This is a genomic window from Rhizobium phaseoli (assembly GCF_010668805.1).
Classification (GTDB): domain Bacteria; phylum Pseudomonadota; class Alphaproteobacteria; order Rhizobiales; family Rhizobiaceae; genus Rhizobium; species Rhizobium phaseoli_A.
In genome coordinates, this window is record NZ_WUFT01000036.1 from 1 (window position 1) to 13,525 (window position 13,525).

At 61.2% G+C, this 13,525-nt stretch carries 11 protein-coding genes, 1 pseudogene and 1 riboswitch; of the genes and pseudogenes, 6 read left to right on the forward strand and 6 right to left on the reverse strand.

Annotation, left to right across the window (positions count from 1 at the left end; all coding sequences use genetic code 11):
• The coding region (locus GR197_RS30335; protein ID WP_164016278.1) for an ABC transporter substrate-binding protein at positions 1–664 on the reverse strand (664 nt) is incomplete at its 3' end.
• Positions 665–971: 307 nt separating this feature from the next.
• On the opposite strand from GR197_RS30335, the gene GR197_RS30340 reads away from it, so the two are divergent.
• The 4 genes from GR197_RS30340 to queE all read left to right on the forward strand — a co-directional run bounded on the left by GR197_RS30340 (position 972) and on the right by queE (position 3,906).
• Positions 972–2,024: a LacI family DNA-binding transcriptional regulator gene (locus GR197_RS30340; protein WP_164016280.1), complete on the forward strand. Its 1,053-nt coding sequence runs from the start codon at positions 972–974 to the stop codon at positions 2,022–2,024.
• Between the two features lie 90 nt (positions 2,025–2,114).
• Complete coding sequence (gene queC, locus GR197_RS30345; RefSeq protein ID WP_164016282.1) at positions 2,115–2,825, forward strand: 7-cyano-7-deazaguanine synthase QueC; 711 nt, start codon at positions 2,115–2,117, stop codon at positions 2,823–2,825.
• The gene (queD, locus tag GR197_RS30350; RefSeq protein WP_164016284.1) at positions 2,825–3,181 is read left to right on the forward strand and encodes a 6-carboxytetrahydropterin synthase QueD; all 357 of its coding nucleotides are present in this window, start codon (positions 2,825–2,827) and stop codon (positions 3,179–3,181) included. The genes queC and queD overlap by 1 nt, the downstream gene beginning before the upstream one ends.
• Entirely contained in the window at positions 3,178–3,906 is a 729-nt protein-coding gene (gene queE / locus GR197_RS30355; RefSeq protein WP_164016330.1) for a 7-carboxy-7-deazaguanine synthase QueE, read from the forward strand. The genes queD and queE overlap by 4 nt, the downstream gene beginning before the upstream one ends.
• Positions 3,907–3,918: 12 nt before the next feature.
• Here queE and GR197_RS30360 read toward each other — a convergent pair whose 3' ends face one another.
• The 5 genes and pseudogenes from GR197_RS30360 to GR197_RS30380 all read right to left on the reverse strand — a co-directional run bounded on the left by GR197_RS30360 (position 3,919) and on the right by GR197_RS30380 (position 11,713).
• Positions 3,919–5,136 (reverse strand): adenylate/guanylate cyclase domain-containing protein, encoded by a 1,218-nt coding sequence (locus tag GR197_RS30360; protein WP_164016286.1) that lies wholly within the window; start codon positions 5,134–5,136, stop codon positions 3,919–3,921.
• Positions 5,137–5,238: 102 nt separating this feature from the next.
• On the reverse strand, positions 5,239–6,213 hold the full coding sequence (gene nrdF / locus GR197_RS30365) for a class 1b ribonucleoside-diphosphate reductase subunit beta (protein ID WP_164016288.1): 975 nt from the start codon (positions 6,211–6,213) through the stop codon (positions 5,239–5,241).
• A gap of 133 nt (positions 6,214–6,346) precedes the next feature.
• Positions 6,347–8,371, reverse strand: a pseudogene (gene nrdE / locus GR197_RS30370) (class 1b ribonucleoside-diphosphate reductase subunit alpha); the annotation flags it as partial.
• Between the two features lie 18 nt (positions 8,372–8,389).
• Complete coding sequence (gene nrdH / locus GR197_RS30375) at positions 8,390–8,611, reverse strand: glutaredoxin-like protein NrdH (protein ID WP_164016290.1); 222 nt, start codon at positions 8,609–8,611, stop codon at positions 8,390–8,392.
• Between the two features lie 267 nt (positions 8,612–8,878).
• Positions 8,879–9,104: riboswitch (cobalamin riboswitch) on the reverse strand.
• Positions 9,105–9,439: 335 nt separating this feature from the next.
• The gene (locus tag GR197_RS30380; RefSeq protein ID WP_164016292.1) at positions 9,440–11,713 is read right to left on the reverse strand and encodes a heavy metal translocating P-type ATPase; all 2,274 of its coding nucleotides are present in this window, start codon (positions 11,711–11,713) and stop codon (positions 9,440–9,442) included.
• Positions 11,714–11,784: 71 nt separating this feature from the next.
• On the opposite strand from GR197_RS30380, the gene GR197_RS30385 reads away from it, so the two are divergent.
• Complete coding sequence (locus GR197_RS30385; RefSeq protein ID WP_164016294.1) at positions 11,785–12,207, forward strand: MerR family transcriptional regulator; 423 nt, start codon at positions 11,785–11,787, stop codon at positions 12,205–12,207.
• 69 nt (positions 12,208–12,276) lie between these two features.
• A complete protein-coding gene (locus tag GR197_RS30390) occupies positions 12,277–13,485 on the forward strand; it encodes a TIGR03862 family flavoprotein (RefSeq protein WP_164016296.1) in 1,209 nt (402 codons plus the stop codon).
• Positions 13,486–13,525 lie beyond the last annotated feature (40 nt).

Consider the following 13,525-nt stretch of genomic DNA (forward strand, 5'->3'; position numbering starts at 1 on the left):
TCAGCGAAGCCTCGTCGAGGTCGTTGAAGGCCTTCTTGTAGAATTCCGGGCCGCCGGTCGACAGCACGATGGAATCGAACATCGTCGCTTCCTGCCAGTTCTGGCCGCCGAGCGCCAAGGGGATCACCCCCGCAGCCTTGGCCTTGTCGAGCAGCGCGATCAGATCGTCAAAGGTCTTCGGCTGGGTGCCGCCGATCTTGTCCATCACCGCCTTGTTGATCCACAGCCAGTTGACCGAATGCACGTTGACCGGGGCTGCGACCCATTTGCCGTCATAGACCGAGAACTTCTGCAGGGCTGCCGGAACCGACTTGTCCCAGCCTTCCTTCTTCGCCGTCTCGGTCAGGTCGCCCATGACGCCGGCCTGGGCATAATCGAGCACGGTATAACCCAGCATCTGCGACGCCGTCGGATAGGTGCCGGCCGCAACCATCGCCTTCAGCGCCGTCATCGCCGCATCACCGCCGCCGCCGGCCACCGGCACGTCCTTCCAGGCAAAACCTTCCTTCGACAGATCCTGCTTCAGAACATTCAAAGCCGCTGCCTCGCCGCCGGATGTCCACCAGTGCAGCATCTGAACTTCTTTTACGTCGGCGGCGCGGGCGCCACCGAGGCCAGCCATCATCACGACGGCAATCGCCGCCGAGCTCAAAAACTTGCGCATGAATTTCCTCCCATTTGAAAATCGGCGGCGGGCCCTCCCTGCCGCCCGATGTTTTCCGCCGTTACGACGGTCGACATACGGCCGCGCTCCTCTGCGCGGTTGCTAATTTAAAACGTTATAAGTCGCTGATCGTCAAGCCCTTTCTCGACTCCCGAGAAAAATATGGTTATTTCTATATATCATTGAATTTTATAGATATTTTTGATGTGGCTAACAGATCGTTAAAATTTAAAACGTTTTCATTCCTCGATTGCGCGTCGGAGTCATCGTGTTATTGTATCGCCAATTCCAGCATGGAAAGCCGAGAGTGACCGAACCGTCCCGGCCGCGAAGCGGCGAAAATCTCGAGATCACCCATAAGCGCGGCAAGCCGACCTTGCGAACGATCGCCACGATCGCCGGCCTTGCGGTGACGACGGTGTCGCGGGCGCTCTCCGATGCACCGCAGATTTCGCTGGAGACCCGCCAGCGTGTGCACCGCATTGCCCGCGAGATCGGCTATCTCCCAGATCGGGCAGCACAGCGACTGAAGACCGGCCGCACCAATGTCATCGCCATCCTGCTCGATTCGCACGAGGAAGTCGTCGGTTTCAGCACCTCGATCATGTACGGCATTGCCAAGGCGCTGAAGGAGACTTCCTACCATCTCGTCGTCGCCCCGAACTTCCTGTCGACGACCGATGTCGAGGCCGCCGAATATATCGTCCGCAACCACCTCGCCGACGGGCTGATCTTCACGCGAACCGAACCGCTCGATGCCCGCGTCCGCCTGCTGCTCGAAACCGGCTTTCCCTTCATCTGCCACGGCCGCACGGAATTTTCGACGCCGCACCCTTATGTCGACTACGACAATTTCACCTTTGCCTATGAGGCGACGCGCCGGCTGATCGCAAAGGACCGCAAGAAGGTGGCCGTGGTCCTGCCGCCGAAACGGCTGACCTTCTGCCAGCATATCCTGCACGGCTTCATGACGGCGGTGCGGGAGGCGGGCATTGCCTATGAGATACCCGAAAGGGTCGATCTCGATACGCCGGCGGATGTGCTGCGCGATTTCATCTCCAGCCGCGCCGCCGCTCCGGATGCGCCCGATGGGTTCATCTGTCCCGGCGAAGTCTCGGCTCTCGCCGTCATCAGCGGCATGAGCGACGCCGGCCGGACACTCGCGGTCGATTACGACATCGTCGCCAAGGAAACGTCCCGCCTTCTCACCCAATTGCAGCCGAAGGTAGATACGATCCACGAGGACCTGACGGCGGCGGGCGAGGATCTCGGCCGCATGCTGCTGCAGCGCATCAACAATGCCGACACTGAAGGCCTGCATCTGCTGCTGCCGCCGCAGATCAATTTCCCGGTCGGTTAAGCCCAGGCTATTCCCAACACGCGTGATTTGCCCTAGAAGCACGCCGTAATCCGGTCGCAGCCCACCCGGTCAAAACAAGGGATCCAAAATATGAAGACTATCGTCGTCTGCTCCGGCGGACTCGACTCCGTTTCGCTTGCCCACAAGATAGCAGCGGAACAACAGCTTATCGGCCTCGTCTCCTTCGACTACGGCCAGCGGCATCGCAAGGAACTCGATTTCGCCGCCCGGTGCGCCGCGCGCCTTGCCGTTCCCCATCACATCGTCGACACCGCCGCCATCGGCGGCCATCTCAGCGGATCGGCCCTGACCGATAACATCGAGGTTCCGGACGGCCATTATGCCGAGGAGACCATGAAGGCCACCGTGGTGCCGAACCGCAACGCCATCATGCTGGCAATCGCATTCGGCCTGGCGGCCGCGCAGAAAGCGGATGCCGTTGCCGTCGCCGTGCATGGCGGCGACCACTTCATCTACCCTGACTGCCGGCCGGGTTTCATCGACGCCTTCCAGCGCATGCAGAACGAGGCGCTGGAAGGTTATGCCAGCGTCAGACTGCTTGCACCTTATGTCAACGTTTCCAAAGCGGCGATCGTGGCCGACGGCGTGAAACACGGTACACCGTTTGCGGAAACCTGGTCCTGCTACAAAGGCGGCAGGCTGCATTGCGGCCGCTGCGGCACCTGCGTCGAACGCCGCGAAGCGTTCCATCTCGCCGGTGTGCCCGATCCGACGGAATACGACGACCCGGACTTCTGGAAAGCGGCGGTGTCGCAATATTCAGCCGCGGAGGTGCGTTGATGTACCGCATCACCAAGGAGTTTCATCTCTCCGCCTCGCACCAGTTGGATCACCTGCCTGCCGACCATCAATGTGCCAGACTTCACGGCCACAACTACGTCGTAGTCGTCGAACTCGCTGCCGAAGACCTGAATGATGACGGCTTCGTTCGCGACTATCACGACCTCTCGCCGCTCAAACGCTATATCGACGAAGCCCTCGATCATCGCCACCTGAACGAGGTCTTCGGCCATTCGAAAGTCACCTCCGAATTCCTGGCCAGGCATTTTTACGACTGGTGCAAGCAGCGCTTCCCCGAGACATCGTCGGTGCGCGTCAGCGAGACGCCAAAGACCTGGGCGGAGTACAGGCCGTGAGCGCGGAGACCATTCGCGTCAGCGAGATCTTCGGCCCGACCATCCAGGGTGAAGGCGCATTGATCGGGTTGCCGACAGTGTTCGTCAGGACAGGCGGCTGTGACTATCGCTGTTCCTGGTGCGACAGCCTTCATGCGGTCGACAGCGCCTTTCGGGATCAATGGCTTCCGATGTCCGTCGAGGCGGTCTGGCAGGAGGTCACAAAACTCTCCGGAGGCAGGCCTCTGACGGTTTCGCTTTCCGGTGGCAATCCCGCGATCCAGCCCCTGGGGCCATTGATCGAATTGGGTCATTCGCAAGGGTATCGTTTCGCTCTGGAAACGCAGGGGAGCGTCGCCCGGAACTGGTTTCGCGATCTCGACATGCTTGTCTTCAGCCCCAAGCCGCCGTCAAGCGGAATGCTGACGGATTGGGATGAGGCCGACGACTGTCTCCGGCTCGCCGCCGGCGGACCGGAGATCGTGTTGAAAATCGTCGTCTTCGACGATGACGACTACGCATTCGCCCGGGAGGCGAGCGAGCGCTATCCCTATATTCCCTTGTACCTTCAGCCGGGCAACCATACGCCGCCGCCGCCCGATGACGATGATGCCCGCATTGATATTGACGGCGTGATGGACCGGATGCACTGGCTCATCGAGAAGGTGACCACCGACGGTTGGTTTACGCCCCGGGTGCTGCCGCAACTGCACGTGCTGCTGTGGGGAAACAAACGCGGCGTCTGATTCTGCCTGTGCCTACCGCTCCGGGAAAGCGAAGACATCGACAGGCTCTCCGAGCCCGCGCAGCGGGAAGGTGCCGAGACTGTCCATGTCTTTAGCGCAGTCTGCCATTTCGACGAAGGCACGCGACAGGAGCACTGGGCGCTTGACCTCCTTGGTGAGGCTTTCCAGCCGCGAGGCGACATTGACCGCCGGGCCGATGACGGTGAAATCGAGCCGCCGGCGTGAGCCGATATTGCCGTACATGACGTCGCCGACATGCACCCCGACGCCGTAGCGCAGCGGATCGCGCCCCATGCGGACATGCTCCTCGTTCAATTCAGCCATCGCCGCCTGCCCCTCGCGGATTGCCTGCAGCAGATCGAGGCAGGCCGTTTCCTTGGCGAGAGGGAAGATCGCCAGCAATCCGTCGCCCATGAACTTCAGAATCTCGCCGCCATGCCGTTCGACCGGGTCGGAGATCGCATCGAAATAGTCGTTGAGCAGATGGATGACATCGTCGCGCGGCCAGAGATCGGAGATCGCCGTAAAGTCGCGCAGGTCGCAGATCATGATTGCCGCGCCGACGGTGGCGCCGCTGCCGCGCGTCGTCACGCCAGCCAGGATCTGCTCGCTTGCATGCGGCCCGACATAGGTCTGCAGCAGCGTGCGCGCCATGATATTCTTCAGCCGGATTTCGCTGATCAGCGTCAAGGCCGGCAGCAGATCCCGCAGAAAGTCGATATGTTCGCTTGCAAAACCGCCAGGCCGGCTGGTGGAAAATGTTGCGACATGGCGTTTGCCGAAGGTGTGATCGAGCGGCCAGGCGATATATTCGGTAAGGCCATCGTCATGCAGTTCCTGATAGAATGAATCGCCGTCGGTTATGCTTTCCAGCTGCCTGCGAACCTCCTCGGCACCCTGGTGGATCGCGTTGATGGGACTCGTCAGGAACTCCGGCGTGTTTTCGACGCCATAGGCGAATGTATCGATCTTCGCCTCAGCCAGTCCCTCCTTCCAGAGAATGCGGGCACCGATCCATTGCGGGTGGTTCACCCTGAAATGCAGCGTCGCCCGCGCCACCGGCACCCCAGCCGCCAGCAGCTTCCCGCACATCTCCACCAGAATATTGTCGATGAAGCGCTCCGCGCGAGTCTCGTTCACCAGCCAGTCGAGAATCCGTCTCCTGCGGATCGGCCAGACGCCTTCGTCCGCTTCGGCGGCAGTTCCGGCCTTGTTTGGAAAAGACGACATTAGAAACTCCGCTACGCCACATCATCGGCGAGGATCGACTTCATTTCCGCTGAATGTGGGCGATGGGGAAGCAAATGATAAGGGCCCGACTTCGATAAAGCCTCAGAAATCCCAGTCCTCGTCCTCGGTCGCGACAGCCTTGCCAATCACATAGGAGGAACCGGAGCCGGAGAAGAAGTCGTGGTTCTCGTCGGCATTCGGCGAAAGCGCCGACAGGATCGCCGGATTGACCTTGCAGGCCTCGGCCGGGAAAAGCGCCTCGTACCCGAGGTTCATCAGCGCCTTGTTGGCATTGTAATGCAGGAATTTCTTGACGTCCTCGGTCAGCCCGACGCCGTCATAAAGCGCCTCGGTATATCTCGCCTCGTTGTCGTAGAGCTCCAACAGCAGGTCGAAGGCGAAATCCTTGATCTCCTGCCGTCTCTCCTCGGAAAGCCGCTCCAGTCCGCGCTGGAATTTGTAGCCGATATAGTAGCCGTGCACCGCCTCGTCGCGAATGATCAATCGGATCAAATCGGCCGTGTTGGTGAGCTTGGCGCGGCTTGACCAGTACATCGGCAGGTAGAAGCCGGAGTAGAACAGAAAGCTTTCGAGGAAGACGCTGGCGACCTTCTTTTTCAACGGGTCGCCGGAGCGATACTGCTCCATGATCAGCGCCGATTTCCGTTGCAGAAATTCGTTTTCCTCCGACCAGCGATAGGCATCGTCGACATCGGGCGTCGAGCACAGCGTCGAAAAGATCGAGGAATAGGAGCGCGCATGCACCGCCTCCATGAACGAGACGTTGGAAAGCACCGCCTCCTCATGCGGCGTTGCCGCATCCTCCATCAGCCTGATGGAGCCGACGCCGTTCTGGATGGTGTCGAGCAGCGTCAGCCCGGTGAAGACCCGGATAGTGAGCTGCTGCTCGGCCGGCGTCAGCGTCGCCCAGGAGGGGATGTCGTTGGAAAGCGGCACTTTCTCCGGCAGCCAGAAATTGCCGGTCAACCGGTTCCAGACTTCGAGATCCTTGTCGTCCTCGATGCGGTTCCAGTTGATGGCGCCCACGCGGGAGATCGGCTTGATGGATATATTCATTGGGCGGTCTTTCTTCCACAAATTCAAACGGAGTGCGGAGCCCCCTCACCCCGCCCTCTCCCCAGAGGGGAGAAGGTGCCGGCAGGCGGATGAGGGGGCTACCGGCTCGAAACTCTCGGCCAGCAACCCAAAATCACAGCGTACAAGACACGCAGCCCTGCACCTCGGTGCCGGACAGCGCCATCTGGCGAAGGCGGATGTAGTAGATCGTCTTGATGCCCTTCTTCCAGGCATGGATCTGCGCCTTATTGATGTCGCGGGTCGTTGCCGTGTCGCGGAAGAATAAGGTCAGCGACAGGCCTTGATCGACATGCTGGGTCGCCGCCGCATAGGTGTCGATGATCTTCTCCGGCCCGATCTCATAGGCGTCCTGATAATAATCGAGATTGTCGTTGGTCATGAACGGCGCCGGATAATAGACGCGGCCGATCTTGCCTTCCTTGCGGATTTCGATCTTCGAGACGATCGGATGGATCGAAGAAGTCGAATGATTGATGTAGGAGATCGACCCTGTCGGCGGTACTGCCTGCAGATTCTGGTTATAGAGGCCGGAAGTCATCACCGCCTTCTTGAGAGCCGCCCAATCTTCCTGCGTCGGAATATGGATGCCGGCAGTTTCGAACAGCGTTCTAACTTTCTCCGTCGCTGGCTTCCATTCCTGGCTCGTATATTTGTCGAAATATTCGCCGGAGGCATATTTCGAATTTTCGAAGCCCTTGAAGCGCGTGCCGCGTTCGACCGCCAGCAGGTTCGAGGCGCGGATCGCATGATAGGTCACCGTATAGAAATAGATATTGGTGAAATCGACGCCTTCCTCTGAGCCGTAAAAGATGCATTCGCGGGCGAGATAACCGTGCAGGTTCATCTGCCCGAGGCCGATCGCATGGCTCTCGTCATTGCCCTTTTCGATCGAGGGAACCGAGGCGATATGGCTCATGTCGGAGACCGCCGTCAGCGCTCGGATCGAGGTCTCGATCGTCTTGCCGAAATTGGCGGAATCCATCGCCGCGGCAATGTTCAGCGAGCCGAGATTACAGGAAATATCCTTGCCGAGATGCTTGTAGGAGAGGTCGTCATTGTAGTCACTCGCCTCGCTCACCTGCAGGATCTCCGAGCAGAGATTGCTCATCGAAATGCGCCCGGCGATCGGGTTCGCCCGGTTCACCGTGTCCTCGAACATAAGGTAGGGATAACCGCTCTCGAACTGGATTTCGGCGATCACCTGAAAGAATTCGCGCGCCTTGATCTTCTTCTTGGCGATGCGGGCGTCCGCCACCATCTCGCGATACTTTTCCGTCACCGAAATCTCGGTGAAGGGCACGCCGTAAACCCGCTCCACGTCGTAGGGCGAGAACAGGTACATATCCTCGTTATTCCTGGCGAGTTCGAAGGTGATGTCAGGTACGACGACGCCGAGCGACAGCGTCTTGATGCGGATCTTCTCGTCGGCATTTTCGCGCTTGGTGTCGAGGAAGCGCATGATGTCGGGGTGATGGGCGTTGAGATAGACTGCACCCGCGCCTTGGCGCGCGCCCAGTTGATTGGCATAGGAGAAGCTGTCTTCGAGCAGTTTCATCACCGGAATGATGCCCGACGACTGGTTCTCGATCTGCTTGATCGGCGCGCCGGCCTCACGGATGTTCGCCAAGGACAGCGCCACGCCGCCGCCGCGCTTCGACAATTGCAGCGCCGAATTGATCGAGCGGCCGATCGATTCCATATTGTCCTCGACGCGCAGCAGGAAGCAGGAGACGAGTTCGCCGCGCTGTTTCTTGCCGGCATTGAGGAAGGTCGGGGTCGCCGGCTGGAAACGGCCGGAAATGATCTCGTCGACCATGTCGCGGGCAAGGGCCTCGTCGCCGCGCGCCAAAGCCAGCGCCACCATGCAGATACGGTCCTCGTAACGCTCGAGATAGCGCTTTCCGTCGAAGGTCTTCAGCGTGTAGCTGGTGTAATATTTGAAAGCGCCGAGGAAGGTCGGGAAACGGAATTTTCTGGCATAGGCCTGGTCGAACAGGTCGCGCACGAAATTGAAGGAATACTGGTCGAGAACCTCCTGCTCGTAATAACCCTCGGTCACGAGGTAATCGAGCTTTTCCCGGAGATTGTGAAAGAACACCGTGTTCTGGTTCACATGCTGCAGGAATAGACGATCAGCCCCATCATTCGGCCTTGATCAGGAGAGAGCGCTGATCATGTCGGGACGGAAGCCGGCCCAATGCCGCTCGCCGGCGATGACGACAGGCGCCTGCATGTAGCCAAGGTTGCGGACGCGATCGAGCGCTTCGGCATCCTCGGAGATATCGACGATGTCATAAGCGACGCCCAGGCGGTCGAGGGCGCGGTAAGTGGCGGTGCATTGGACGCAGGCCGGTTTGCTGTAAACGGTAATGGTCATGATATTCCTCGTGACGACGCGATTGGGACGCGGGGCATCGATCGGAAATCTCGCGATATCCGTCGAAACATTCTCTGATGGTTTGAACGATGCGGCCTGTTCAGCCGCCGGGCGTGATCCGCCCTCTGATTGGCGCGAGTTGCGGCCTGAACTGAGATACTGACATGCCTTCACCCCGAAGTGGCTCATGCGGAGGTTCGGGCCTCGCGAAACGCGACGCGGGCTCACCCGCAGCCATGCAACGCGACCTTCCGGACACCCCCGCCCGTGGACGTTTTGTTCGAGGCAGGTCTCCTGGCTCACGGGTCAAAGCATCCTGCCCAGCCTTCCCGGAGCATCATGCTCCAGTGACCTGAAATCGGACAGTTGCTCGCCGCTTACAGTTGCGGGGGCAGCTCCGGCATTGCCGCGCCGTAATGGCGAAACGCACCGTATTCCCGTCTTAGCCCGCGATCCGACACGAATCGAAGGAACCTTGAACACTAGATATAGTACGTGAATCCAAATTCACGTCAACAAGTTGTTGCGATATGCAGCAGCGCCAACAACGAATCGTCGCTCCCTGGGTATGATGTGGATAACGATGCGTTAACGGAAATGCGCTGTGGAGAAGGTCCGGATGAAGAGAGCCTGCCTGCAGCCGTTCTCAGTTTTATGACAAACCTCCCTCCACACGTCATCCTCGGCCTTGTGCCGAGGATCTGCTGCCTATCGACCGGTGGCAGATGCCCGGGACAAGCCCGAGCATGACGAAAGAGGGTTGACGCCCGTTGTCAGCGGTCTACGCCACTCTTCGGTGACGGGCCCGGCAAGGATGACATCGGATGTTTATATCCTTACTCGAAGTAGCCTGAGCGCGTTGATCGTCACCAGCACGGTGGCGCCGGTATCGGCGAGGATCGCCGGCCAGAGGCCGGTGATGCCGGCGATGGTCGTCACCAGGAACACCGCTTTCAGGCCCAGCGCGATGGTAATGTTCTGCAGGATGTTGCGCATCGTGCGTTTGGACAATTCGATCATCCGTGCCACGTCGCCGACGCGTCCGTGCAGCACGGCGGCATCCGCCGTCTCCAGCGCCACATCGGTGCCGCCGCCCATGGCAATGCCGATATCGGCTGCAGCCAGCGCCGGCGCGTCGTTGATGCCGTCGCCGACCTTGGCGACGACGAAGCCCTCGCGCTTCAATTCGCCGACCACCCGCTGCTTATCCTCAGGCATCATCTCGCCGCGCCAGTCGATGCCGAGCATGCCGGCAACGGCTGCCGCCGTCCGCTTGTTGTCGCCCGTCAGCATCATCGCCTTGACGCCGGCCGATTTGAGCGTGGCAAGCCCGGCCTGCGCATCCTCGCGCGGCTCGTCGCGCATGGCGATCAGCCCGGCCGCAACATTGTTGACGAGCAGCACCGATACGCTCTTGCCCTCGTCGTTCAGCTCAGTGATGCGTGCATCCTGTTCAGCACCGAGTGCGCCGCGTTCGCGGGCGGCGGGCGGCGACAAAAGATCCAGCGCCTCGCCGCCGACTTTGCCGCTGACGCCCTTGCCCGGCAGCGCCTCCAGTTCGAAGGCCGGCGGCATGGGAACGCCGTCCGCCTTGGCGCGGTTGAGGATCGCCAGCGCCAGGGGATGGCTGGAGCCCTGCTCCAGCACCGCTGCGCGCGACAAGACCTGCGCCTCGCTCAATCCGAAAGAAATGATATCGGTCACCTGAGGCCTGCCTTCCGTCAGCGTGCCCGTCTTGTCGAAGGCGACCATCGTCACCTTGCCGAGCGTTTCCAACACCGCGCCGCCCTTCATCAGCAGCCCGCGCCGCGCACCCGAAGAAAGCGAGGCGGCAATCGCCGCCGGCGTCGAGATGACAAGCGCGCAGGGGCAGCCGATCAAGAGGATGGCAAGGCCCTTATAGACCCATTCGCCCCACGCCCCACCGAAGAGCAGCGGCGGAACAACCGCGACAAGTGCTGCGACCACCACCACGCCGGGCGTGTAATAGCGCGAGAACCGATCGATGAAGCGTTCGGTCGGCGCCTTCGATTCCTGCGCTTCCTCCACCAGCTTGACGATACGGGCGATGGTATTGTCGGCGGCGGCCGCGGTGACGCGAACCCTGAGCACCGCATCGCCATTCACGGTTCCGGCAAACACGACGGCATCGACGCCCTTGCGTACCGGCGTACTCTCGCCGGTTACCGGCGCCTCGTCGATCGCGCTCTCGCCCGAGACAATGATACCATCAGCCGAAATACGATCCCCCGGACGCACCATGATGATCGCGCCGACGGCGAGGCTTTCGGCCGGCACCTCCCGCGTCTGGCCATTGTCTTCGAGCAGCGCGCTCTTCGGCACCAGGGCCGTCAGCGACTGGATGCTTTCGCGCGCCTTGCCCGCAGCCACCCCTTCCAGCAGCTCGCCGACGAGGAACAGGAACACGACGGTTGCCGCCTCTTCGCCGGCATTGATGATGACGGCGCCGACGGCGGCGATCGTCATCAGCATCTCGATCGAAAACGGTGTGCCGGAGAGAGCCGCCATGACGGCGCGCCGCGCGATCGGCACCAGCCCGACCAGCATGGCGATGATGAAGGCATAGGATGCGATCGCCGGCACCAGATGGCCGATGACATAGGCGGCAACGAGTGCGGCACCCGAAAGGATGGTCAGCCGCCCCTTCTTGCTCTGCCACCAGGGACCGGCCATCGGCGCATGGTCGTGCCCATGCAGCCCCTCGATTTCCTTCTGGCCATGGTCATGATCGTGACCTGCGTGATCGTGATTATGACTGTGGTCGTGGTCATGACCCGCGTGATCGCCGTGGTCGTGCCCGTGGTGATGGTCGTGGTCGTGATGATCGTGCGAGCCGTGGTCATGCGCCGGCGTCGTGCTTCCGGCAAAGGGAGAGACCGAATAGCCGAGCCCCGTCACCTTCTTCTCGATCGCCTTGAGATCGCTGCTGCCGTCGTGCCGGACGGTCATCGTTCCCGCCATCACCGAGACCGAAACATCGGCGACACCCGCTACGCGCCTGACGGCCGTGTCGATCTTGGTCGCGCAGGCGGCGCAATCCATGCCGCCAACCCGGTATCGTGTCTCGTTCGTCTCAGCCATGAACCGCTTCCTTGTCAAACAGAAGCATCCCTCCTACATCCTCTAGCGGCTAGAGGTGCAAGAGGAAAATCATGAAAAAGATCACGATCGGTGAAGCGGCACGCCAAAGCGGCGTCAAGGTACCGACGGTGCGCTATTATGAGAGCATCGGCCTGCTTGCGGCCCCGAGCCGCAGCGAAGGCAATCAGCGCTCCTTCGAGCCGGCTGATATCAACCGCCTCGCCTTCATCCGCCACGCCCGTGAATTGGGCTTCGAAATCGAGGCCATCCGCACGCTGCTGACCCTGCAGGATGATCCGCACCAGTCCTGCGCCTCGGCCGATGCTATCGCCAAGGCCCGCCTTGTCGAAGTCGAGCAACGCATCCGCAGCCTGATGGCTTTGAAGGCCGAACTGGAAACCATGGTGGAAGGCTGCGGCCACGGCCGCGTCGACCAATGCCGCGTTATCGAGGTTCTCGCCGACCACGGCCAGTGCACCCATCCGCACCACTGATTTCCATCCTTGCAGGCAAGGCGCGCCCGCGCCAAAACTGCACGCAGAAAGAATCGGGCGAAGACATCCATGAACCAGAAGCGGATCGCGATTATCGGTGGCGGCCCGGCCGGCCTTGCGGCGGCCGAACTGCTTTCGCTGTCCGGCCATGCAGTGACCGTCTACGACGCCATGCCGACTTTCGCCCGCAAGTTCCTGCTGGCCGGCAAGTCAGGTCTCAATATCACCCATTCCGAGGACTATGCCCGCTTTGTGACCCGCTTCGGCGCGGCCGCCGCCCGTCTGCGCCCGGCGCTTGATGCCTTTACCCCCGATGATATCAGGGATTGGGTAGCACAACTCGGGACAGAAACCTTCGTCGGCTCGTCCGGCCGGGTTTTTCCGAAGGTGATGAAGGCCTCTCCCTTGCTGCGTGCCTGGCTCAGGCGGTTGGAAGCGCAGGGGATCACGCTCCGCACCCGCCACCGCTGGGTCGGTTTTGCCGAAGAGGGTTTTGCCTTCGAAACGCCCGAGGGGCGGCGCATCGTCGATTGCGACGCGGCCCTGCTGGCGCTCGGCGGCGCAAGCTGGCCGCGCCTCGGCTCGGATGCGCGCTGGCTACCCTGGCTATCGGAACGGGGCGTTGAGATCGACGCTTTGAAACCCGCCAATTGCGGTTTCGTCGTCGACTGGAGCGAAAGCTTCCGCGAGCGTTTCGCCGGCGAGCCGGTAAAATCGGTCACCGCCACATCCAAAGCCGGTACCTTTCCCGGTGAATTCGTCATCACCACAAGCGGCATCGAGGGCAGCCTCGTCTATGCCAATGCCGCAGCACTGCGCGACCGGCTGCAGAGCCACGGCGAGGCCACCCTGATACTCGATCTCGCACCGGGCCGGACAGTCGAAAGGCTGACCCACGACCTGGCGCGGCAGGACGCCAAATCGAGTTTTTCAAACCGCCTGCGCAAGGGCGCCGGCCTCGACGGCGTCAAGGCGGCGTTGCTACGGGAATTCACGCCTGAGCGTGACCGACGCGACCCCGAACGCCTGGCCGGCATGATCAAGGCACTGCCGCTTCCGGTTCTCGAAACCCGGCCGATCGGCGAGGCAATCTCCTCGGCCGGCGGCATCCGCTGGAGCGGAATCGACGACAACTATATGTTGAAGGCGCTGCCCGGCATCTTCGTCGCCGGCGAGATGCTCGACTGGGAGGCGCCGACCGGCGGCTATCTCCTCACGGCCTGCCTGGCGACCGGCCGGGCCGCGGCACGCGGCATCGACGCTTGGCTGCAAGGATAGGCACTGGCGCTCGCCAGCACCGAAGCAGCAAACGAGACTT